This window comes from Enterobacter cloacae complex sp. 277I4 (assembly GCF_050031465.1).
Classification (GTDB): domain Bacteria; phylum Pseudomonadota; class Gammaproteobacteria; order Enterobacterales; family Enterobacteriaceae; genus Enterobacter; species Enterobacter cloacae.
Genome location: NZ_JBLGWC010000001.1, coordinates 572,870 through 594,162 on the forward strand (window position 1 = coordinate 572,870; position 21,293 = coordinate 594,162).

Here is a 21,293-nt window from a genome sequence, read left to right on the forward strand (position 1 = left end):
TTCTTTCCATACTTAAAAAGGATGCCACCGGTCGCAGTTGCGGCCAGTGGCAATAAATTTACGTGTTATCAGGCTGAGCGCGGCGGAAGCTGGTAGATTTCGTTTTCCAGTTCGTTAACGGCTTGCTCATACGCCTTTTTGTCGCCAAAGCGGGTTTTGATGATCTCAATTGGGCGACCCAGTGCATCGAACGGCTTCAGTTTTAGCACCTGAACATCCTCGATTTCCTGCACGCCTTCATCGGCGTATTTGTCCAGCAGGGTATTGAGAACCTGCTGAGCCGGTTCGGCGTATTTCGTAAAATAGTTACGCTTACGTACGTTGGCCGCGCGCTCCTGACGGGTTAACGGTGGCTGACCGTACACCACATGGCAGAGCAAATCAAACGGGTCGAGATCTTTACCCACCTCTTCGGCCAGCACATCCCACAGAATTCCCAGCTGTGCCAGTTCTTCAATAATCGCCTGCTTGCGAGGCGCCTCCTGCCATTTGCGCACGAAGCTATCCAGCGAGGCGTACTCGCTGTTTTTCAGCATCGTTTTGCGGGTGTAATCCTGGAAGGATTCAGTGACCAACTTGCCGTCAGAATCGTAATACTGAACGCGCTTCGCCAGTACTTTCACTGCCACGCCATTCACATAGAATTTGCGGACTTTGTCTGCATCATCGCTATGAAATTCACCGTTTCCGGAATGGTTGTCGCGGTTAACGTGATACTCAGCAGCGTCTTCTCGCACTTCACTGGCAGGTTTATCGACATCATCATTAAGGGTTTCTTCTTCCAGCCGCTCATTGAAGTCGGAACTTTCATCGGAGATATCGTCGGGTTTAACCACCAGTACTTTTTCCGGCAAACCGTCAAAGCGTGGGTCGGCAAACAGCTCGGTCGCCTTTTTGAAATCGAGAATGGTGAACCACAGCTTGCCGTGCCTTTCGTTGATACGTGTGCCGCGCCCGATGATCTGTTTAAATTTAGTCATCGACTGGATGTTCTGATCCAGTACGACCAGCTTGCAGGTCTGCGCATCAACGCCGGTTGTCATCAGCTCTGATGTTGTCGCGATAACGGGGTAGGCTTTCTTAGGATTAATAAAGTTATCGAGTTGCGCCTTGCCGATGTCATCGTCGCCGGTGATTTTCATCACGTACTTTTCATTCTTCAACACCTGCTCAGGGTTGAGTAACACCAGCGCGTGGCGCATGCGGTCGGCGTGATCGATGTCGTTGCAGAAAACAATGGTTTTATCCATCGGATTGGTGCGCTTCAGGTAATCGGTGATGGTCTGCGCAACCAGCATGGTGCGTTCATCAATGACCAGTTTGCGATCAAAATCTTTCAGGTTATAGATGCGGTCTTCAATCTCTTCGCCGTATTTATCCAGCTGGCCTTTGACGGGCCGCCAGCCCTGAACATCAACATCGATGTCAACGCGCACGACTTTATAGGGGGCGAGAAAACCGTCTTCAATACCCTCTTTGAGAGAATAGGTGTAAACCGGCTCACCGAAGTAATCGATATTGGAGACGTCTTCCGTTTCTTTTGGCGTCGCCGTCAGGCCAACCTGTGTGGCACTGCCGAAATATTCCAGAATCTCTCGCCAGGCTGAATCTTCAGACGCGCTGCCACGGTGGCATTCGTCAATCACAATTAGGTCGAAGAAATTTGGATCTACCTGTTTATAGGCTTTCTGATGTTCTTCCGGTCCGGTAATAGCCTGGTATAACGCAAGATGGACCTCGTACGCCGGATCAATGGTACGTCCGGTAACTTTGGTCATTGCCGTACCGAAAGGCTGGAAATCGTTGTTTTTCGTTTGATCGACCAGAATATTGCGGTCCGCAAGGAACAGGATGCGTTTTTTATTTTTTGCCTTCCACAGCCGCCAGATAATCTGGAACGCGGTATAGGTTTTACCCGTACCGGTTGCCATCACCAGTAGAATGCGATTCTTTCCTGCCGACACGGCATCTACCGTTCGGTTGATCGCCTGCATCTGATAGTAACGAGGAGATTTGCCGCTACCGTCATCGTAATAATCCTGACTAATAACGGGCAATTGCTCCTGAGTGAACCCTTTCCAGGTACAGTATTTTTGCCAGAGCTGCTCAGGTGTAGGGAAGTCGCTGAGGGCAATTTCGGATTCGAGCTGCTGCGGATTGGTTTTATCGTGGAAGATAAAACCATCACCATTGGAGGCAAACACAAAAGGCACATCAAGCAAGCTGGCGTAGTCCAGGCCCTGCTGCATTCCTTTGCTGATGGCGTGCTTATTGGCCTTGGCTTCGATGACTGCCAACGGCAAGTTCGGCTTGTGGTACAGCACGATATCGGCAGATTTCACTTTGATACGTGAGGCCAGTTTGCCACGGACTACAATTTTGCCATCGCGCAGTTTTACTTCCTGACGAATCTGCGCCAAATCATCCCAGCCAGCATCTTTCACTGCAGGCAGGATAAATTTGCTAATGATATCCGTTTCAGTCAGGAGCGTTTTGTTCACGCCAGCCATAGCAGAGTACTCCACGATATTGGGTTAGCTCTGATTTTACACAGAATAGTGTCTGACGTAATGACCTGAAACGAGGTTTTGGGTTGTTAGCGTTAAAATCTGTTCTTGGCAAGGCAATTTCTGAGCTTTTCTACCATAGATTTTCATCTTTAATAATGTCTGAAGTTAACTACATAAACGAAATATGGACTTAATTGTCTGTCAAATCAGTGGTTATTCAAATCGTACACCAGCTTTTCCCATTAATTTGAACTGGATCAACTCATCTAATTAAATGTACTTTATAAGTAATGGTAGGATTGATAGATAGCTTGGAGGAGGGGATCTTAATGGATAAAGCTTTCTGTACTATTGATGAAAAAGAATGGAGTGCAGATGCATTTTTCGCATTACCTCCTGCTGAGATCCAACTGAAGAGACGGAGTTTGCTTTGTACAGAATGCAAGGGGGATGCATGGTTCAGGCGTGCAAGTTACGGAAATGACTCACCTCATTTTTGCGCCCATCACCTAGAAAACTGCTCACTAGGGACCTCATACGAAGCTGTAGGGGAAGGTGATGAAAATAGGGGATTACCTGCTTCAGATGCTGACAGCGGCATAGTACTTGATTTGAGATTAATGCAAGGCTACGACATTAATGTCAAAACAGCAGCGGATAACTCTGACACTACACCTCAGGGACAAAAATTCACGGGTGAAAAAATGGTTGGTGGTGGGAATCATAAATATCCTGCACACCACACTTTAAAAAACCTGCTTTACAAGTTAGTACAGTCTAAAGGATCATGCTACGCAGATAAAAAGGTAGGGTTCACAGAACAATCCTTTAATGATTTACCGGACCGTGGGGGAGAACTATTTGTCGAATTCATTAACGTTGCACCATGGATGGACGGTGCACGTAGAATTTTTTGGGGTTTTATTAGTGATGTTGGGCAAACAAGAGATGGAAAAATTTGGTTAAATGCAGGTAACATTAAGTCTGGCTTAAGCGTTTGTATCAATCGCGAAATTGCAAGTGAATTTAAAGAGCAGTTTAAAGTCAAAAACAGTCTTGATGAATTAGATGGATGTCATGCACTAATTATTGGTACATGCACATATGCAACAACAGGCAAACCAATACTATGGTGTGGTGATCTGAGTTATATCGTACTGAGAAGATATAAATTAGACCAGGATTTATAAAATCAGCTTGCTTGGCAAAAAGCATATGAATATATATTTCCAACTAATATAAATGGAAAGTACGCTAATTTTACGAAGGTAATAGACTGTACGTGCAAAATAATTTCCCACTCCATGTGTTCAATGAACTATAAAATAACATGGCTAGATATAAGCCTTCCTACAACGGATAATTTCTTTCACAAACTGAAACGCAATTTTCTTCTCTGCAAAAAATTAAAGCAATCGACTGATAACCCCGCTACCATCTAACACTTGGGGTATCGTTACCCACATACTTTCATCCAGCCAAATCGATCCCTTCTCAAACGGCTTATAATGAATCGCACATAATGCTAGTTTGTTCGGGATCTCATCTGACCGCTATACTGCCTCTACTTCACGTGATTCATGTCAGTAATATTTTACAAATTGATTTGGAAAGACTCGTTCGACATGAGCCAATTGCTCTTGCCATCCCATAAAATCAATTTCGTATGTAAGCGATACTACCTCATCAAACTTCTCACCGAGATTGTTGGAGCATTTTACGGACTCTCTGCACATAGAATCGTAAATCTTTATCAAAGTTGGAAACGAAAGATAATCCTTGAACCGAGTCTGAGCCTCTTCGAGGGTCTGCCAGAGTGGAATGCCGTACTGATGTTTATCGTAAGGTACTGTTGCCATAAAACGCACCTCACGATCTCTAAGATAATGAAACAAAAGTGCCGGATCTATAATCGGCACATCATTTAATGGAAAGCCAGCATGAAATTGACCGTTGATGATTACTAGTGGGATTACCTCTATTTTCTCTGTTCCTGATAAATGGGGATAATAATCCCGACAAAAATGCTCAAGATGCTCCCTAACAAAGGTAGCTTTTCTAATTGCTTGGTTGGTTTTGTGCATCAGTCCGTTAGAGTCGAAAAGTTCATTATCATAATCTAGCGGAGTTATGGATGTTTTACGGCTACGAGCTTCTACAACAATTAGTAAATTTCCGAAAGAAAAAGAAAGATCTATCTCTTCGCTATGCCCATGATAGCTTGGTTCAATTGCATTCGTATAGTGCAAATGTTCTTTCATTACCTGATTTCCATTTCGGCACTCTTCCAATACTCTGAGCAAATCTTTCTCAAATAAACTTCCACGGCGAGTATCTTTGGGATCTATTTTGGCCATCCAGCAATCAATATTGCGGGTGAGACTTGCAGTCAGAAATGCGCTAATCGGGAAAATATAATTATCCTCAATAGAAACCAGAGGTTGCACCCATAAGTCTTCCTGTGGTGATTTCCCTTTCCAGGTCAATAAATCTAAAGCCGCGATGATTTCAGCTTTACTATATTCACAACATTGTATTAGTAACTCAATAATAATAGAGCGCTCAAACTGAGGAGCAAGATGAAGTAATGTTGACCAGTCGTTTATTGACACGTTTGTATGTAGTTTTTCATCAATTTGAACAGCTAGCACGGATAGATGAACCCATACATCTAAAACACTTTGTAAAGTGCGTTCAATACAGGGGAGTGATTTCCTTGTTAATAACGCTTTAAGATGGTCATCAAGCTGAATAAGAGCCGATAAAGGCTGAAATCTGGCTATCATTTGAGCCCGTTGAGATAATGTTTGCCATGGTACTATGCTCAAAGCTTTACCAGGTTCAAAATGTAAATAAGTTGAAAAAAGATGGATGTTATTAAATTTGTCCATTATGGTTCGAGCTTCAGTAATCGAGGTGGCTAAAAAATGATCTCGACGAAATTCGGCAATCGTTTTCATGCGGTGATAATCAGAATGACATTGCATGAAAAAGACTCTTTTGTGCTGATAAGTGAATATTGCACGGCCATAAAGCAAGTCTTGCCAAAGTGAAGAAAAATTATGAAAATGCTGAGACATCTTCATTTCTGAGAGATAAAGATCAAGTTTTGACAACTTTATTGGACGATCATCAGGAAATAATATATGCATGCGATCCTTATATTTAAATAGCTCGAATAATGGGCCTCTAAGACTGTCAAGTCTATGCATATTTACACTATTAACACTTACTGGATCGCTTTTTCCTACCTTCGAGGTTTTTGAAGTAATAAACTGTTCTATAGCTGTATTGCTTATGTCGTCAAACTTCTCGTCCTGTTCGTCACATACTTGCCAAAAAGCATAATTAGCGCTGGCTATATGCGCCCTAATCATTTCGTGATATTCAGGTCTGCAACCTGTTAAGAAGCAAATTTGCTTCCGAGTGTTCTCTACGCATTGGAAATGAAAATTAAGCCAATTAGCTCCTGAAATGTATGCAGAGGCTTCTGCAGTTAACGGACCTATTTCATTCATGAATTTAATCCAGTGCTCTGGTTTGAATTCATTCAACTGAGCGGGATGTGGCAATTTCTTATCTCTTGCCGCTTTGATAAGGGGATGGATGGGTCGCATATTTCCTCTCTACATGAGCGTATACCAAATGACACTATAACTCTTTGGATACATCAAGATAAAGAGTATATAACAAAGAAAAAATGAAACTTTGATCACAATGTGAGCATGGTTTTGTGGCGTGGAAAAGACATAGATCTTATATCTATTTAATTCATAACTGGCGATCAAAGTTGCCTGCTTGATGAAAATATTGTGTTCATAAGGAACATTTCTTTTTTGTAAGATTATTAATGTATGAGTATGGGTATATCTAATTATATATTGCATCGATATAATTCTATTAGGTATGAAATTCTGGTCCAGTCTTCGAATTCACTCTCTAAACACCTCTCTCCGATGCCACTCAACAAACCCTTCCCCTGGATAATTCCCTTTCACCACCGGCAGCGTAATTTGCTTACCAGCAAAATCCCAGAACAACCGCCCAACAATCCCGCTCCCATTCACCGCCTCAGACACGAGCACCCGCATACTCTCATCCAATCCAATCGATCCCTTATCAAACGCCTTATGATGAATCGCGCACAGCGCCAGTCCGTTCGGGATCTCACACGGTCCGCCAAACTGCTTCCACTTGATATGCGCGGCTTCAAGTCCGACAGAGGCGTTATCATGCCGCATGTTGAATCCGCAGATTGCACATTCATAGTTATAAGCACGCAGTACCTGCTGGCGGAATAGCGGATCGCGAACCTTACGAATCTGCTGGATATCAAAACCCATCTCATCCGCGATCTCTTCCTGAATACTTTCCGGAAAATGCGCTTCAAGAATCTGCTGCGCAAGCGAGCCGATCCGGTTTTTGTTCTTACTCAGCAGCGCAAAGTGTTCTTCATCAAACCCGCCTGCGACGTTATGTTCTACAAGTTCTTTAACAGGCGGTTGCTTACTGCCAATGGTCGAACAGAACTCAGTATTCTTCAGATCCCAAAACCCGTCCCCCTTGAGCCGCCAGAAAGGCATATTCGGGTAATGCGCCTTCCTCTGTGGGCCAAAGCGTTCTAACAGGCCAAGTAGCTGCTCGTGGACCTCGGTTCCGTAATCAAACAGTCGCGCATGTCCCTGCTGATAGTTCGCCAGCACGTACAGAAGCAATAAAGGTTTATGCGGCGCACGCTGTTCGCCTTTGCGCCAGATGGTGATGTCGGCAATTGCCTGTTCGAGAGTTTTGCTGGAAGCCATCGTGTTACGAAAGAAGGTAAATAATTGCGATGATGCTCGCAAAACCCAGACCAATCAACCCGCAATCAACAAAAACATGACCTTACCGCACACAACTCTATTTCCTGAATCCCCCTCGCAAATTCCAAATTTCCCCTACACCAAACTGCTGTATTTATATTCAGTCCTGTATAATGAGCATCGGAAATTACGCCGAATGGCAAAGGAAGTATCAAAAAATATTTAACGAAGAATTCGCGATATGAAGGTGCTGCAACACCCCCATACCGCTAACCACAAACAACTAATCAGGAGTTGAAAATGGCTGCGACGAATTTTAAGCCAGAGTTTACTGTTTGCAAAACAGAATCAGACGCTTTCACCGGCATGATTGAAAACCGCGAGCTGGTAAGCAAAAACAGCGCCCGCCGCCTTCACGGCAACCCGCCCAACGCGGCACCTGTTCATCCCCGCGCGGAAACGCCGCAGGACAGTGCAGCCTGTTGCGAACTGTATGCGCGCATAGACATGAAATACCTTCTTTTGGGCGGGGACTGGTTAACCCGTGCAGGCTTTATCAACGGTATGCCGGTAAAAATCCGGGCTATGAAAGACTGCATCGTGATTACGCCACAGCATACAAGAGAATTATGGGGATGTCTGGAAGGGATGAGTGTGGTGAATATAAATAAGAAGAAAGTGGCGCAGTGGTTAAAAACATTTCCTGGCGCGTTAAATGACACCGGCGATATTCCGGTAATTAAGCGCAACGCCTGATAAATATCCCGGCCATGCGCCGGGATTATTATTTATATCGCTCTCAAAACACCGGCACCCCCAGCCCCACCTTCACCTCCCTCAACGTCTCCTGCGTCACCCCCTGCGCCCGTTCGGTCCCGCGCTTCAGCATCGCCATCAACTCCCCCTTGTCACGAATATACATCGCCCTCCGCTCCCGCATCGGCGCAATCAGCTCCTGCAAACACCCCTCCAGCTCGTTCTTACAAACCCGGTCACCCAGCCCGCCCGCCTGATAGTGCGCCTTCATCGCCGCCACTTTGTCCTTATCAGGATGAAACGCGTCGAGGTACGTAAACACCACGTTCCCCTCAATCTGCCCCGGGTCGCTCACCTTCAGGTGGTTCGGGTCGGTGTACATGGCGCTTACCGCACGGTGAATAGTCTCTTCGCTGGCAGAAAGGTGCAGCGTGTTGCCCAGCGATTTCGACATCTTGGCGCTGCCGTCGATGCCGGGCAGGCGGCTGGTGTCGCTCAGCATCGCCTTGCAGTGGCGCAGCACCCGGGTGGGCAGCAGGCTGTTCATCTTGTGCACAATCTCGTTGGTCTGCTCAATCATCGGCAGCTGGTCGTCGCCGACGGGCACGCACTCGGCCTTAAACGCGGTGATGTCCGCCGCCTGGCTGATGGGGTAGGCCATAAACCCGACCGGCAGCGAGCGGGCGAAGCCCTTCTGCGCAATCTCGTTTTTCACCGTCGGGTTACGCTCCACGCGGGCGACGGTGACGATGTTCATATACAGCATCGTCAGTTCGGCGAGGGCGGGCAGGGCGGACTGCAGGCAGATGGTAGTCAGGTTCGGGTCGATGCCGGCGGCGAGATAGTCGGCCAGCACTTCGGGAATGTTGTCGCGGATCTTCTGCGGGTTGCTGCCGTTGTCGGTCAGCCCCTGCAGGTCGGCAATCAGCACAAACTGGTTGTGCGTCTGCTGCAACGCCACGCGCTGGCGCAGCGATCCGACGAAGTGGCCGAGGTGCAGCGGGCCGGTTGGGCGGTCGCCGGTGAGGATGGTTGGTGCGTTCATAAAGACTCCTTAATGTGCAATTGCCGAAAGGGGTCTTAGATATGAGAAAGCCGCCTTTCGGCGGCTATCTGAAAATGGGGAAAACTACTCCGTGCCGCCTTTAAGAAGGCAGCCACCAGCGGTTTACGGTGAGCACGGCGTGGTTTATGTTCATGCTTTTACCGTATCACGTCCGGCGCGAAAAACAAAAGGGCACGTCATGCTGCAATCACTCAACCACCTGACCCTCGCGGTCAGCGACCTGCAAAAAAGCGTCACCTTCTGGCACAAGCTGCTGGGGCTAGCGCTGCATGCCCGCTGGAATACCGGGGCCTATCTCACCTGCGGCGATCTGTGGGTCTGCCTGTCGTACGACGAGGCGCGCCAGTATGTCCCGCCGCAGGAGAGCGATTACACCCACTACGCATTTACCGTGGCGGAAGAAGACTTTGAACCGTTCTCGCACAGGCTGGAGCAGGCGGGCGTCACCGTCTGGAAACAGAACAAAAGCGAGGGGGCGTCGTTCTATTTTCTCGACCCGGACGGGCACAAGCTGGAGCTGCACGTGGGCAGCCTCGCCGCGCGGCTGGCGGCGTGTCGCGAGAAGCCCTATGCGGGCATGGTGTTTACCTCAGATGAGGCTTGAGGCGCGCGCCTTCAGCCTGCCCGCCAGCGTCACGTGCGTGGCGGCATCTTCCTGATTGCACAGGTACTCCACCGCCAGCCGTCCCAGCTCGCTGTAGGGCAGCTGGATACTGGTCAGCGGCGGGGTGAGTTGCTCGGAAATCTTCTGGTCGTCGTAGCCCGCCAGCAGCATGTCCTGCGGGATGCGCACGCCGTTCACCGCCAGCGCCTGATAGCAGCCAATCGCCAGCCAGTCGCTGGCGCAGAAGATGGCGTCCGGGCGCGCGGCCAGTTCCAGCAGGGACGTGGTGGCGGTAAAGGACTCGCTGAACTGCCAGTTGGTCTGGCGCACCAGTCCGTCGTCGCACGCGAGTCCGGCCTGCTGCAGCGCCGCCTGGTAGCCTGCCAGACGCTGGCGGGAGGCCTCCATCCAGCTCTCGCCGGTGATGTGGGCGATGCGCGTGGCCCCGCAGGCGATGAGATGTTTTGTCACCTGGAAAGCGTTGGCGTAGTCGTCCGGGATAAACGACGGCAGCAGCGGCGAGCCGGGGTCGCGCTGGTTAAGCAGCACCAGCGGGATGCGGGTGCAGTCCTGGAATGCCGTCATGTCCACCAGCGTGGTGACCGGGGAGGCGAGAATAATCCCGATGCAGTTGCGCTTCTCCAGCTGGCGGATGATGTTCAGCGCCAGCTCGATATCGTCGCCGTAGTCGTAGACGGTGAGCAGCGTCTCGTTGCGCCACGCCGCTTCCCGCGCCTGGCTGATGGCGTCGATAAACGGGTCGAAGCTCTGCATGGAGCTGACCAGCAGGGCGATCTCCTCCTGGTTGCGCGGGGCGTGAACGGCGGGGAGGCGGTCGTAGCCGAGCTCGGTGGCGATGCCAATCACCCGCTGGCGGGTGTCGTCGCTGAGCTTGATGTTGCGGGACTGGTTAAGCACCAGCGATACCGTCGCCTGCGACACGCCTGCCGCCCGCGCAATATCGTTCATCGTCACTTTCGTTTTTCGCTTCATCCGTCCTCTCCCTTTCGCGATTTCGCATCATACCCTAACCGCACGCTTTAGCGCCGTCGATCACGTTTCTCATTCATCGAAGCGTGAACTTTGTGAGTACCGTCGCTTTTCTAAACGCCGTGATTTGCGCATTTATCCTGCAACTAATATTTATTAGCTAAATATTATCAGTAAGAGGATGCGTAATGAAAGAGCAGTGGAGCAGGGAGCAGGCACAGGCGTGGTATCAGCAAAAAGGCTGGCTGTGCGGGTTTAATTACCTGCCGTCGACGGCGGTGAACTGGACCGATATCTGGCAGGAAGAGACCTTCGATGCCGCCACCATCGAGCGCGAGCTGGGCTGGGCGGCGGAGGCGGGCTACAACACCCTGCGCATCAACCTGCCGTTTATCGTCTGGGAGCACGACCGCGACGGGCTGATGGCGCGCATCGACCGCTTTTTGACGATTGCCGACAGTCATGGCTTCAGCACCATGCTGACCCTGATGGACGACTGCGGTTTCTCCGGCGACGAGCCGTACCTCGGCCCGCAAAAGCCGCCGGTACCGGGCAAGCACAACAGCCAGGCGGCGGCGAGCCCGGGGCGCGACAAGGTGTGCGATCCTGACTGCTGGCCGCAGATTGAGCGCTATATCCGCGACGTTGTTCGCCAGTTCCGCGACGATAAGCGCGTGCTGCTGTGGGATCTCTACAACGAGCCGGGCAACCGCGGCATTTTCGCGACCGGCACGCAGGAGGTGCAGTACGACGCGAAGCTGGAGACCTGCGCGCACGAGTTGATGAAGCTGGCGTTCAGGTGGGTGCGTGAAGAAGACCCGACCCAGCCGCTCACCGTCTGCGCGTGGCGTCTGCCGCCGGAAGAGGAGGGCGAGACGTTCTTCCAGCATCCGCTGGACCAGACCGCACTGGCACTCTCGGACGTGGTGAGCTTCCACGCCTACACCCACACCGGCCGTATGACGGCGATTATTCAGCAACTGCAAAAGCTTGGTCGGCCGCTGTTCTGCACCGAATGGCTGGCGCGCCACGTGGGTAGCACCATCGAGGAGCAGCTACCGCTGATGTACGCGGCGAAGGTCGCGCCGTATCAGTGGGGGCTGGTGCGCGGCAAAACCCAGACGTGGCTGCCGTGGCCGGTGGTGATGAAGGAGTCCACGGACTACTGCCGCCTCTGGTTCCACGACGTGTTTGAGGAGAACGGCATTCCGTTCTCACGCCGTGAAATCGCATTAATGCAACAGCTGCGCAAGATCGCCCCGAAAGTCCAGGGCTAATAATATCGACCCGGCGGCCGACCGCCGGGCAACCAGGCAGGCATATAACAATGGCAATGACAATGAAAATACCGTCTCGCGAGTTGTGGTCTTATTTTGGCTATGGTTTAGGTCAATGTTTTAGCTTTGGTTTAGTGGGTTCGTTTATTAACTATTTTTACACCGACGTGCTGGGGATCTCGGCGCTGGCGGCCAGTACCATCTTCCTGATTGCCCGCGCGTGGGACGCGGTTCACGATCCGCTGTTTGCCAGCATCATGGATACCATTAACAGCCGGTTCGGCAAGTTTCGCCACTTTTTGCTGATTGCGCCTTTGCTGATCACCGGCGTCACGCTGCTGTCGTTCTATAAAATCGAAGCAGACATGACCACCAAAATCCTCTACGCCGGGGTGACGTATATCCTGTGGGGGACGCTGTATGCCATCTCCGATATCCCGTTCTGGTCGATGTCGTCGGTGATGACCAACGACTCCGCCCAGCGCACCCGCGCGGTGACGGCGGCGATGCTGGGGGTGAACGCGGGGATTGCCTGCGCCAACATCTTCTTCCCGAAGCTGGCGGCATTCTTCGCCCAGTACAGCAATGATAAAGGCTACTTTATGGCGGCGCTGGTGATGATGCTGGTGGGCCTGCCGCTGATGCTTAACGGCTTTATGCAGATCAAGGAGCGCGTGCCGCCGAGCCCGGAAAAGGTGACCATCCGCGACACCTTCCACAACCTGCGCCAGAACAAGCCGCTGTTTATTGTCCTGCTGTCGTTCTTTTTCTGCGTGTTCCACAACGTGGCGGGCGGGCTGTATATCTACTTCTTTATCAATAATCTGGGCGACGGCAGCCTGCAGATGGCGATTGGCGTGATGGGGATTGTGGCGGCGGTGCTGTGCCTGGTCGCCCCGATGCTGACGCGCCGGATGCAGAAGCGGAAGCTGTTTATGATCCTCTGCGGGCTGGACGTGGCGGTGCGCGTGGTGATGTGGTTCATCGGCTATCAGCAAGTGACGATGCTGTTCATTCTGCTCGGCCTGAGCACGCTGTTCGTGATGATGACCAACATCCTCACCTCGTCGATGATTGCCGACACCATTGAGTACGCGGAGTACCACACTCACAAGCGCTGCGCGGCGATCACCTTCTCCGGGCAGACCTTTACCGGCAAGATGTCGGTGGCGGTGGGCGGTGGGTTAATCGGCGTGTTTCTGACGATGATCGGTTACGTGCCGCAGGCGCAACTTCAGAGCCAAGGCGTGCTGTCGGGACTGTTCTTCGGGATTTGTTTGTTACCGGCGATTGGCTCGTTGATCCGCATGGGCTTTATGTCGCGCTTTACCTTTACCGAGGAGAAGCATGCGGAGATTTGTCGGCTGCTGGCGGAGCGGAACGCGTCTGCGAAAGCGCCGGGTGGCGGCTGCGCCTTACCCGGCCTACAGAAAATTACAGCGACTTCACAAATGCCAGCAGATCTTCGTTGAGCTGGTCCTGGTGGGTCAGTGCGAAGCCGTGCGGTGCGTTGTCATACACCTTCAGCGTGGCGTTTTTGATCATCTCCGCCGCCAGCTTGCCGGTGCTTTCAAACGGCACGTTCTGGTCGTTACTGCCGTGGATCACCAGCGTCGGCACGTCGAATTTGGCCATAACGCGGTGAGCCCGGGCAGAAGCATGATCCTCCGCTTACGGTGAATTGATTAAGTAGCGCCCGCGCTGCGGGCGTTTCTTAAAAAGCTACTTGATATCATGAAGCAACTTTAATAAAAGGCTATCACCGGTAGATTTAATTTTCTGAAAATAAACAGGTTCAGCTATAGGCGAATCCCATTGGTGTATCTCATCCTTCTTAAACGGGATACATTTCATAGCGGTGTTTTTTAACCGTTTTATGCGAAGGTCATATTCGTCAAAGTTGTCTGGCGTAGTTTTCAGGCTCAGCGATCTGGCATGATTGATTTGCGTAGGGCAAATAAGCTGAATGTTTCCAAGCGAGAAAATGTTTACGCCGGTGATAAAGAATCTCGAAGGGATATCTTTATAGTAACGTGTGTTCCATGTTAAACCATCAAACATCGCTGGCGGGTGAGTGTGAGTATCTATGTAATATTGATGTGTGCGCCAGTCGCTAATGCCGGAAAGGTTCATGGTCATGTTAATGATCATATTGGGGGTGGGGCGGAAAATCATTGTCAGGACAAGCATGCTGACAGGAATAATGATTAGTGTATAAATGATTATTTGCAATAAATTTTTATTTTTCTTTTCGTTTATCAGGATCATTCCTGGGAAGATACCCACAATAATCATCGCGACCGAGAGTGCAAGGAAAATGATAACCTGTAAGAACGTATTACTTTCTTCGTTAAAATCTAGCTGACCCGCGATAAAAATGAGTGGGAAGATTTGTGTAAAAGCAGGGGCAATCAATAACAGAGGCAGCCAGTTCCTGACGGCGTTTTTCTGCAAATATTTTACATCACGCGTATCATCAACATCCTTATATGACTGAACGTTGAACATAAGCTTGTAGCATAAGCCATACGATGCGGCCAGTATTATTGCTATCGCTAAGGCAAGAACGATAAAACCATTTACATGCAGAAAAAATTGTAAGCAGAACGCTCCGATAAGCACAACGCACATCACAACGCTATTACCAAAACAGACTGAGGTAAAGCTATGTGTCAAACCTTCGTATTTAACAAACTCTTTCTCATGTGCAGTGTAAATTAAGTAAGCAAGGAAAGATGAGATAAAAATGACAAGGCTGAAGCCAAGTAGCGAGACAAGGGTAAACCCAAATATTATTCCTACTGCGCTACTCACGCTCAACGCATCATATAAAATATCAAGCCGGTCAATATTCGCAAGATAGAACCATATAACGCTAAATGTACAGGCTGTGACAAATGAAGAGGATGTTAAAATAGCGATGATAAACTTTCGAGTTAGCCGCTTATGAAACTGGATATTCATCTTATGTAGTCTCCCTTCGAAATGAAGGAATACTAGTCACAAGGGAGAGGGAGTTCTACGCTCAAATTTGGTATGTCCGGAAGTGCATCTTCAGGCTGACGCCTTCTGGCGTCAGCCCCGGGAACTTACAGCGACTTCACAAACGCCAGCAGATCTTCGTTGAGCTGGTCCTGGTGGGTCAGTGCGAAGCCGTGCGGCGCGTTGTCGTACACCTTCAGCGTGGCGTTTTTGATCATCTCTGCCGCCAGCTTGCCGGTGCTTTCAAACGGTACGATCTGGTCGTTGCTGCCGTGGATCACCAGCGTCGGCACGTCAATTTTCGCCATATCCGGGCGGAAGTCGGTTTCGCCGAACGCGGTCACGCAGTCAATGGTGCCCTTCAGTGACGCCAGCAGGGCGATGTTCAGCGTCTGGGTCAGGGCACCGGCAGAGACGGTCTGCCCGGCATTGATGCCGTAGAACGGGGTGGCGAAGTCGCTGATGAACTGGGCGCGATCTTTACGCAGGCCGTCGCGAATGCCGTCGAACACGCTCTGATCCACACCCTGCGGGAAGGTATCTGATTTACCGAAGATCGGCGTGACCGCGCCCAGCAGCGCCAGACCGGCCACGCGTGCGCTGCCGTAGTTATTGATGTAGCGGGTCACGTCGCCGCCGCCCATGGAGAAGCCCACCAGCGTCACGTCCTGCAGGTCCAGGGTGGTAATCAGGTCGTTGATATCGGACGCAAAGGTGTCGTAGTCGTAGCCGTTCCACGGCTGATCCGAGCGGCCAAAGCCGCGACGGTCAAAGGCGATGGCGCGGAATCCGCGCTCGGCCAGATAGTTCAGCTGGCTGTCCCACATGTCGCCGTCCAGCGGCCAGCCGTGGCTGAAGAGAACCGGTTTACCCGCGCCGCAGTCTTTGTAGTAAATCTGCGTGCCGTCTTTTGCCTTAAACGTTGCCATAGTGTGTTCCTGTACAGGTGATGGTTATGGTTATACCGGCGCGACCAGATAGCGAATAGCCGGTGATGTTGTGCCCTGATGAAAAGCCAGAACGCGGCTCTGCAGCAGGAGGTCATTCATGGTGTGGCGCTCCTGCTGGCGCAGATGCTCAATCCAGGAGCCCATCAGGAAGGTCTCGATAAACAGTCCGGGGCGTTCGATATCCTCGTACACCGCCCAGCTCATCGCTCCGGCGCGGCGACGCACCCGGCGCAGCTCGTGCACTGCCTGCAAAAACGCTTTCGCGTTGTGCGGGTCGATGATGTACTCGTGCGACACCAGCACCGGGCCGCGCTCGTTCGGCAGGTCGATCTCGATGCCGTCCAGCGGCTGGCCGCTGAGGTCGAGATTTAAATCAGGATCTTTCTCCAGCTTCCAGCGGAACACCGTCGCGCTCGCCAGCACCATTCCCAGCGTGGCGACCACCAGCGAAGTCGGGGTGCCAAACTGCGAAGCGATCTGTCCCCAGAGGGCGCTGCCGGCGGTCATCGAGCCGAAGAACACCGTCAGATAAACCGCCAGCGCGCGGGCTTTCACCCAGCGTGCCGCACTGCGCTGCGCGCCGAGATTGAGGGTGGAAAGCACCGCAATCCACGCGAAGCCGGTGAAAAACTCAAACAGGTTCAGCAGCCAGAAGTGGCGCACGAACGCCAGCGCCAGCATGGTAAGAGCAAACGTCAGGCTGGCGGCCACCATCAGGCGGTCGGCGTTCAGCCGCTGGCGCAGCCGCGGCAGCAGGATGGCCCCGGCAATCGCCCCCAGGCCAATGCACGCCAGCATCACGCCGTAGCCCGCCGGGCCTAAGCCCAGCTCGCGACGCGCCACCAGCGGCAGCAGGGCCCAGCCCGCGCTGCCAAAAACGAAGAAGGCCACCGTGCGCACCAGCACGTTGCGCAGCACCGGCGCGGCGTGTACGTAACGGATGCCAGAGCGCACCGCCGAGAAGAAGTGCTCCGGCGGCAGACGCTGCACTGTCGGTGCGGGACGCCAGCGCCACAGCACCCACGCCACGCCGACCACGGAGAGCGCGTTCAGGGCAAACACCATCCACGGCCCGGCCAGTGACAGCAGAAAACCGCCCAGCGCAGGGCCGATTGCCCGGCTGATGTTCACTCCGAGTGAGTTGAGCGCCACGGCGGCACCCAGCTCCGGCTTGCTCACCAGGTCGGGCACCACCGCCTGGAACGGCGGCGAGCTCATCGCCGCCCCCACGCTCAGCAGAAACGTCGTCACCAGCAGAACCGCAGGCGTGACGTGGCCGGTGAAGGAGAGCACCGCCAGCCCGGCGGCGGCGATGAACACCCACAGCTGGGAGAAGAGCAGGTATTTACGTCGGTCGACGATGTCCGCCATCACCCCGGACGGCAGGGCGAAGAGGAACATCGGCAGGCTGCTGGCCGCCTGTACCAGCGCGATATCCAGCGGATCGGCGCTCAGGCTCAGCATGCTCCAGTTAATACCGACGTCGCTCATCCATGAGCCGACGTTAGAGACCACCGTGGCGATCCACAGCATGCGGAACACCGGCTGGCTCAGCGGCTGCCAGGGCGAAACCGTCGGTGCGGGCGTCGTCTCGACGTGGGCGTCACGAACGTCGTTAACCTGGGTCATGCAAATTTCTCCGTTACCTTACGCTGCAGCCGCCACTGGCCCGGCCCGGTGAGGGCAAGGGTGGTGAAGATAATCAGCAGCAGCCAGCCAAACTGCCCTTCGGCAATCGACCAGTTGGGGTGAACCGCCAGCATCGCCACCAGCAGCACGGCGATAATCGGCAGGCACGCCAGGCGGGTGTAGACGCCCGCAATGATAAACAGCGGACAGATCACCTCGGCGACAATCGCCGGGATCAGGCTCGCCCAGGGCCCGAAGCCGAACGGATCTTCAATGCGCGTCAGCTCTTCGCTGAAGTGCAGCACCTTCGGCAGGCCGTGCACGTACAGCAACAGCAGGCTGCCTGTCAGGCGCAGGAAAAACAGCCCCAGGTCGACCCGGGGCGGAGCAAAGGTGTTTTTCATCAGAATGCAAAGCAGCTGCAGCCCAGCGCCCCCCAGAATGCGTTATCGTCCGACACCGGTATCTCTGACGTGCGGGCAAAATCATGCTGGTGGCTGTGCACCCCGCACGGGCCGCTGCAGTGGTGGACGGCGTTCATACCCACGCGTGTGGCCTGCGGCGGCGCGCTGCGGTAGTGGCCCGGCACCTTCACCACCGGGGACCACTCAGGCAGGACCGGAATGGCCGGCGGGGCCAGCGGGCCAAAGCTGCCTGCGGCGTAGACGATATCGCCGTTGACCACCGTCAGGACGGATTCGATGCCCTTGATCTCCTCTTCCGGCACGCGGAAGTAGTCTTTGCTCAGAACCGCCAGATCGGCGAGCTGACCGACCTTAATCTGCCCCTTCTGGTTCTGTTCGCTGGAGAACCACGCGCTGCCCTGGGTCCAGAGCATCAGGGCGGTGTCGCGATCCAGACGGGCGCTGTGATCGTACATCTGCATCCCGCCGACGGTGCGGCCAGAGACCAGCCAGTAGAGGGCGGTCCACGGGTTGTAGCTCGCCACGCGGGTGGCATCGGTGCCTAAGCCCACCGGTACGCCGGTCTCCAGCATTTTTGCCACCGGTGGCGTATGGCGGGTGGCTTCAATGCCGTAACGCTCGGCAAAGTATTCGCCCTGGAAGGCCATGCGGTGCTGTACGGCAATGCCGCCGCCGAGCGCTTTGATGCGGTCGATGTTGGCCTGGGTGACAGTCTCCGCATGGTCGAAGAACCAGTGCAGGCCGTTAAACGGAATATCGCGGTTAACTTTTTCGAACACGTCCAGCATGCGGCTGATGGACTCGTTGTAGGTGGCGTGCAGGCGGAACGGCCAGCGGTGCTCTACCAGATGGCGCACCACGCGCTCCAGCTCATCCTCCATGCCCGGCGCGAGGTCAGGGCGTGGTTCGAGGAAATCTTCAAAATCGGCGGCGGAGAAGACCAGCATCTCGCCCGCGCCGTTATGGCGGAAGAAGTCGCTGCCCTGGCCCGGCGTGAGCATGTCGGTCCATTTCTCAAAGTCTTCCAGCTCGTGGCCCGGACGCTGGGTAAACAGGTTGTAGGCGATGCGGACGGTCATCTGCTTCTTCTCGTGCAGCTCGGCAATCACCTCGTAATCTTCCGGGTAGTTCTGGAAGCCGCCGCCCGCGTCGATGGCGCTGGTCAGCCCCAGACGGTTCAGCTCGCGCATAAACTGGCGGGTGGAGTTAACCTGCTGCTCCAGCGGCAGCTTCGGCCCTTTGGCCAGCGTGGCGTAGAGGATCATGGCGTTCGGACGGGCGATCAGCATCCCGGTCGGGTTGCCGTTGGCGTCGCGCTGGATCTCGCCGCCCGGCGGGTTTGGCGTGTCTTTGGTGTAGCCAACCACCTTCAGCGCGGCGCGGTTGAGCAGGGCGCGGTCGTAGAGGTGCAGGATAAAGACCGGGGTATCCGGCGCGGCGTCGTTAATTTCATCCAGGGTTGGCATGCGGCGTTCGGCAAACTGGAACTCGCTCCAGCCGCCCACCACGCGCACCCACTGGGGCGATGGCGTGCGCAGGGCTTGTTCTTTCAGCATCCGCAGGGCATCGGCCAGAGACGGCACGCCTTCCCAGCGCAGCTCGAGGTTGTAGTTCAGCCCGCCACGAATGAGGTGCAGGTGGGAGTCGTTCAGGCCGGGGATGGCGGTGTGGCCTTTTAAATCCACCACTTTAGTGCCGTCGCAGTGGTGTTGCATCACCTCGGCGACGGTACCCACTTCCAGAAATTTTCCGTCGCGCACGGCGACGGCTTCCGCCACAGGATTCTCGCGATCGACGGTGTGAAACTGGCCGTTAACCAGAATGAGATCGGCTTTTCCAAGGGTAACCATAACTGCTCCTGACTGATAGGGGAATGGTCAGGATTATGGGAACCGGTTTCGGCAAAGATCCAGTTATACAATAGGATAGGTATACCAAAGTATAACTATACCTAAGGTTAACTATACGAAGAGATAATTACGCACAGGCGCAGAAGGCCGCAGGATGGGGGCGACTTTATCGGCGTGGCACTCACGGCGATTTCACCCTTAACCACTGGAAAATGCTATGACCTCTTCAAAGCTCGAAGTATTAACCCCTGCGAACTGTCAGATTATTTTCATCGACCACCAGCCACAGATGGCGTTTGGCGTGCAGTCTATTGACCGCCAGGTGCTGAAAAACAACACCGTGGCGCTGGCGAAAGCGGCCAAAGTGTTCAACATCCCGACCATCATCACCACCGTAGAGACTGAAAGCTTCTCCGGTAACACCTACCCGGAGCTGCTGGACGTGTTCCCGGGCCAGGACATTCTGGAGCGTACCTCCATGAACTCCTGGGATGACCAGAAGGTGCGCGACGCGCTGAAAGCCAACGGCAAGAAGAAGGTGGTGGTTGCCGGTCTGTGGACCGAAGTGTGCAACAACAGCTTTGCCCTGTGCGCAATGCTGGAAGGCGACTACGAAATTTATATGGTGGCGGACGCGTCCGGCGGTACCACCAAAGAAGCCCACGACTTTGCCATGCAGCGCATGATCCAGGCGGGCGTGATCCCGGTGACCTGGCAGCAGGTGATGCTGGAGTGGCAGCGCGACTGGGCGCGTAAAGAGACCTACACCGCGGTGATGGATATCGTGCGCGAGCACTCCGGCGCGTACGGCATGGGCGTGGATTACGCTTACACCATGGTGCACAAAGCGCCGTCTCGCCAGAAGAGCGAGCACCGTACCTTAGCGCCGGTCCCGGCCCGCTAAGTCCCGGCGGCAGGCTGGTCCCTCATCCGGCCTGCCACTGACTGCTTTCTGGAGTTCTCTATGAGTACAGGGTTGATATCCCTTGCGGCAGGCGTGTTGATCGGCCTGATGTATGCCGCGCTGAAGGTACGCTCCCCCGCGCCGCCCGCGCTGGCGCTGATTGGCCTGCTGGGGATGCTGGCCGGGGAGCAGGCGACGCGCCATCTGTTAGCCCGCGACAGCGTGGTGAGCGTTCCGGCAGTGGTTCACCATCCGGCAGGAGAGTCATCATGAAGGCCTGGATAATTTCGCTGGTGTGCGGCGTGCTGGCTGGGGTAATTTACGCTCTGCTCAACGTCCACTCTCCGGCACCGCCGGTTGTCGCCCTGCTTGGCCTGTTTGGCATGCTGGTGGGCGAACAGCTGATCCCGGTGGGACGTCGCATACTGAATCGCGAACCGCTGACTCTGGCCTGGTTTCGTCACGAGTGTGTGCCGAAAATCAGCGGCACGGCGCCTCCCGCGCCCGTGAAGGAAAACCGCGACGTTTAATGATTTTTTGAGGAATAA

General features: G+C 53.5%; 18 protein-coding genes and 2 pseudogenes. 8 read left to right on the plus strand and 12 right to left on the minus strand.

What is annotated here, in order from left to right; translation table 11 throughout:
• Positions 1-68 precede the first annotated feature (68 nt).
• The gene (gene hsdR / locus ACQG19_RS02735; RefSeq protein ID WP_246932081.1) at positions 69-2,510 is read right to left on the minus strand and encodes an EcoAI/FtnUII family type I restriction enzme subunit R; all 2,442 of its coding nucleotides are present in this window, start codon (positions 2,508-2,510) and stop codon (positions 69-71) included.
• Positions 2,511-2,839: 329 nt separating this feature from the next.
• Here hsdR and ACQG19_RS02740 point away from each other — a divergent pair, with 329 nt between their 5' ends.
• Positions 2,840-3,700: a hypothetical protein gene (locus ACQG19_RS02740; RefSeq protein ID WP_127729437.1), complete on the plus strand. Its 861-nt coding sequence runs from the start codon at positions 2,840-2,842 to the stop codon at positions 3,698-3,700.
• Between the two features lie 266 nt (positions 3,701-3,966).
• On the opposite strand, the pseudogene ACQG19_RS02745 reads toward ACQG19_RS02740, so the two are convergent.
• From ACQG19_RS02745 to ACQG19_RS02755, 3 genes and pseudogenes are all read right to left on the minus strand, one after another.
• Positions 3,967-4,054: pseudogene (locus ACQG19_RS02745) on the minus strand (phosphorothioated DNA-binding restriction endonuclease); the annotation flags it as partial.
• Positions 4,055-4,093: 39 nt separating this feature from the next.
• Entirely contained in the window at positions 4,094-6,127 is a 2,034-nt protein-coding gene (locus ACQG19_RS02750; RefSeq protein ID WP_246932079.1) for a hypothetical protein, read from the minus strand.
• 315 nt (positions 6,128-6,442) lie between these two features.
• On the minus strand, positions 6,443-7,312 hold the full coding sequence (locus ACQG19_RS02755; RefSeq protein WP_246932077.1) for a phosphorothioated DNA-binding restriction endonuclease: 870 nt from the start codon (positions 7,310-7,312) through the stop codon (positions 6,443-6,445).
• A 300-nt stretch (positions 7,313-7,612) separates the two neighbouring features.
• On the opposite strand from ACQG19_RS02755, the gene ACQG19_RS02760 reads away from it, so the two are divergent.
• Positions 7,613-8,068 (plus strand): SymE family type I addiction module toxin, encoded by a 456-nt coding sequence (locus ACQG19_RS02760; RefSeq protein ID WP_072207538.1) that lies wholly within the window; start codon positions 7,613-7,615, stop codon positions 8,066-8,068.
• Positions 8,069-8,111: 43 nt separating this feature from the next.
• On the opposite strand, the gene trpS is transcribed toward ACQG19_RS02760, so the two are convergent.
• Positions 8,112-9,113, minus strand: a complete 1,002-nt coding sequence (gene trpS / locus ACQG19_RS02765) for a tryptophan--tRNA ligase (RefSeq protein WP_029882212.1) — start codon at positions 9,111-9,113, stop codon at positions 8,112-8,114.
• 199 nt (positions 9,114-9,312) lie between these two features.
• On the opposite strand from trpS, the gene fosA reads away from it, so the two are divergent.
• A complete protein-coding gene (gene fosA / locus ACQG19_RS02770; protein WP_029882211.1) occupies positions 9,313-9,738 on the plus strand; it encodes a FosA/FosA2 family fosfomycin resistance glutathione transferase in 426 nt (141 codons plus the stop codon).
• On the opposite strand, the gene ACQG19_RS02775 is transcribed toward fosA, so the two are convergent.
• Entirely contained in the window at positions 9,724-10,731 is a 1,008-nt protein-coding gene (locus ACQG19_RS02775) for a LacI family DNA-binding transcriptional regulator (RefSeq protein WP_246932075.1), read from the minus strand. The genes fosA and ACQG19_RS02775 overlap by 15 nt on opposite strands.
• 185 nt (positions 10,732-10,916) lie before the next feature.
• Between ACQG19_RS02775 and ACQG19_RS02780 the strand changes: the two genes are divergently transcribed.
• Together ACQG19_RS02780 and ACQG19_RS02785 are read left to right on the plus strand one after the other, a co-directional pair.
• On the plus strand, positions 10,917-12,005 hold the full coding sequence (locus ACQG19_RS02780; protein WP_246932073.1) for a cellulase family glycosylhydrolase: 1,089 nt from the start codon (positions 10,917-10,919) through the stop codon (positions 12,003-12,005).
• Between the two features lie 50 nt (positions 12,006-12,055).
• The gene (locus ACQG19_RS02785) at positions 12,056-13,477 is read left to right on the plus strand and encodes an MFS transporter (RefSeq protein WP_222169206.1); all 1,422 of its coding nucleotides are present in this window, start codon (positions 12,056-12,058) and stop codon (positions 13,475-13,477) included.
• Here the strand turns inward: ACQG19_RS02785 and ACQG19_RS02790 are convergent.
• The 6 genes and pseudogenes from ACQG19_RS02790 to ACQG19_RS02815 form a co-directional block, all read right to left on the minus strand.
• Positions 13,440-13,652 (minus strand): annotated as a pseudogene (locus tag ACQG19_RS02790) (alpha/beta fold hydrolase); the annotation flags it as partial. The gene ACQG19_RS02785 and the pseudogene ACQG19_RS02790 sit on opposite strands and share 38 nt — an antisense overlap.
• 75 nt (positions 13,653-13,727) lie before the next feature.
• Entirely contained in the window at positions 13,728-14,969 is a 1,242-nt protein-coding gene (locus tag ACQG19_RS02795; protein WP_047646544.1) for a hypothetical protein, read from the minus strand.
• A gap of 125 nt (positions 14,970-15,094) precedes the next feature.
• Positions 15,095-15,916, minus strand: a complete 822-nt coding sequence (locus tag ACQG19_RS02800) for an alpha/beta fold hydrolase (RefSeq protein WP_014830493.1) — start codon at positions 15,914-15,916, stop codon at positions 15,095-15,097.
• A 30-nt stretch (positions 15,917-15,946) separates the two neighbouring features.
• A complete protein-coding gene (locus ACQG19_RS02805; RefSeq protein ID WP_038981728.1) occupies positions 15,947-17,566 on the minus strand; it encodes an MFS transporter in 1,620 nt (539 codons plus the stop codon).
• The gene (locus tag ACQG19_RS02810) at positions 17,563-17,970 is read right to left on the minus strand and encodes a DoxX family protein (RefSeq protein ID WP_020687449.1); all 408 of its coding nucleotides are present in this window, start codon (positions 17,968-17,970) and stop codon (positions 17,563-17,565) included. Before ACQG19_RS02810 ends, ACQG19_RS02805 begins: the two co-directional genes overlap by 4 nt.
• The gene (locus tag ACQG19_RS02815) at positions 17,970-19,841 is read right to left on the minus strand and encodes an amidohydrolase (protein ID WP_038418608.1); all 1,872 of its coding nucleotides are present in this window, start codon (positions 19,839-19,841) and stop codon (positions 17,970-17,972) included. The genes ACQG19_RS02810 and ACQG19_RS02815 overlap by 1 nt, the downstream gene beginning before the upstream one ends.
• 217 nt (positions 19,842-20,058) lie before the next feature.
• Between ACQG19_RS02815 and ACQG19_RS02820 the strand changes: the two genes are divergently transcribed.
• Genes ACQG19_RS02820 through ACQG19_RS02830 form a run of 3 tightly spaced genes read left to right on the plus strand, consistent with a single transcriptional unit; the run spans position 20,059 to position 21,275 of the window.
• Positions 20,059-20,745, plus strand: a complete 687-nt coding sequence (locus ACQG19_RS02820; RefSeq protein ID WP_013095411.1) for a hydrolase — start codon at positions 20,059-20,061, stop codon at positions 20,743-20,745.
• A gap of 60 nt (positions 20,746-20,805) precedes the next feature.
• Positions 20,806-21,018: a DUF1427 family protein gene (locus ACQG19_RS02825; RefSeq protein WP_013095412.1), complete on the plus strand. Its 213-nt coding sequence runs from the start codon at positions 20,806-20,808 to the stop codon at positions 21,016-21,018.
• The gene (locus ACQG19_RS02830) at positions 21,015-21,275 is read left to right on the plus strand and encodes a XapX domain-containing protein (RefSeq protein ID WP_013095413.1); all 261 of its coding nucleotides are present in this window, start codon (positions 21,015-21,017) and stop codon (positions 21,273-21,275) included. The genes ACQG19_RS02825 and ACQG19_RS02830 overlap by 4 nt, the downstream gene beginning before the upstream one ends.
• Positions 21,276-21,293 lie beyond the last annotated feature (18 nt).

What these genes read in the sequence shown, in the direction of transcription:
- hsdR (WP_246932081.1), bottom strand. Translation starts at nt 2,510, where the DNA reads ATGGCTGGCGTGAACAAAACGCTCCTGACTGAAACGGATATCATTAGC.
- ACQG19_RS02740 (WP_127729437.1), top strand. Translation starts at nt 2,840, where the DNA reads ATGGATAAAGCTTTCTGTACTATTGATGAAAAAGAATGGAGTGCAGAT.
- ACQG19_RS02750 (WP_246932079.1), bottom strand. Translation starts at nt 6,127, where the DNA reads ATGCGACCCATCCATCCCCTTATCAAAGCGGCAAGAGATAAGAAATTG.
- ACQG19_RS02755 (WP_246932077.1), bottom strand. Translation starts at nt 7,312, where the DNA reads ATGGCTTCCAGCAAAACTCTCGAACAGGCAATTGCCGACATCACCATC.
- ACQG19_RS02760 (WP_072207538.1), top strand. Translation starts at nt 7,613, where the DNA reads ATGGCTGCGACGAATTTTAAGCCAGAGTTTACTGTTTGCAAAACAGAA.
- trpS (WP_029882212.1), bottom strand. Translation starts at nt 9,113, where the DNA reads ATGAACGCACCAACCATCCTCACCGGCGACCGCCCAACCGGCCCGCTG.
- fosA (WP_029882211.1), top strand. Translation starts at nt 9,313, where the DNA reads ATGCTGCAATCACTCAACCACCTGACCCTCGCGGTCAGCGACCTGCAA.
- ACQG19_RS02775 (WP_246932075.1), bottom strand. Translation starts at nt 10,731, where the DNA reads ATGAAGCGAAAAACGAAAGTGACGATGAACGATATTGCGCGGGCGGCA.
- ACQG19_RS02780 (WP_246932073.1), top strand. Translation starts at nt 10,917, where the DNA reads ATGAAAGAGCAGTGGAGCAGGGAGCAGGCACAGGCGTGGTATCAGCAA.
- ACQG19_RS02785 (WP_222169206.1), top strand. Translation starts at nt 12,056, where the DNA reads ATGGCAATGACAATGAAAATACCGTCTCGCGAGTTGTGGTCTTATTTT.
- ACQG19_RS02795 (WP_047646544.1), bottom strand. Translation starts at nt 14,969, where the DNA reads ATGAATATCCAGTTTCATAAGCGGCTAACTCGAAAGTTTATCATCGCT.
- ACQG19_RS02800 (WP_014830493.1), bottom strand. Translation starts at nt 15,916, where the DNA reads ATGGCAACGTTTAAGGCAAAAGACGGCACGCAGATTTACTACAAAGAC.
- ACQG19_RS02805 (WP_038981728.1), bottom strand. Translation starts at nt 17,566, where the DNA reads ATGACCCAGGTTAACGACGTTCGTGACGCCCACGTCGAGACGACGCCC.
- ACQG19_RS02810 (WP_020687449.1), bottom strand. Translation starts at nt 17,970, where the DNA reads ATGAAAAACACCTTTGCTCCGCCCCGGGTCGACCTGGGGCTGTTTTTC.
- ACQG19_RS02815 (WP_038418608.1), bottom strand. Translation starts at nt 19,841, where the DNA reads ATGGTTACCCTTGGAAAAGCCGATCTCATTCTGGTTAACGGCCAGTTT.
- ACQG19_RS02820 (WP_013095411.1), top strand. Translation starts at nt 20,059, where the DNA reads ATGACCTCTTCAAAGCTCGAAGTATTAACCCCTGCGAACTGTCAGATT.
- ACQG19_RS02825 (WP_013095412.1), top strand. Translation starts at nt 20,806, where the DNA reads ATGAGTACAGGGTTGATATCCCTTGCGGCAGGCGTGTTGATCGGCCTG.
- ACQG19_RS02830 (WP_013095413.1), top strand. Translation starts at nt 21,015, where the DNA reads ATGAAGGCCTGGATAATTTCGCTGGTGTGCGGCGTGCTGGCTGGGGTA.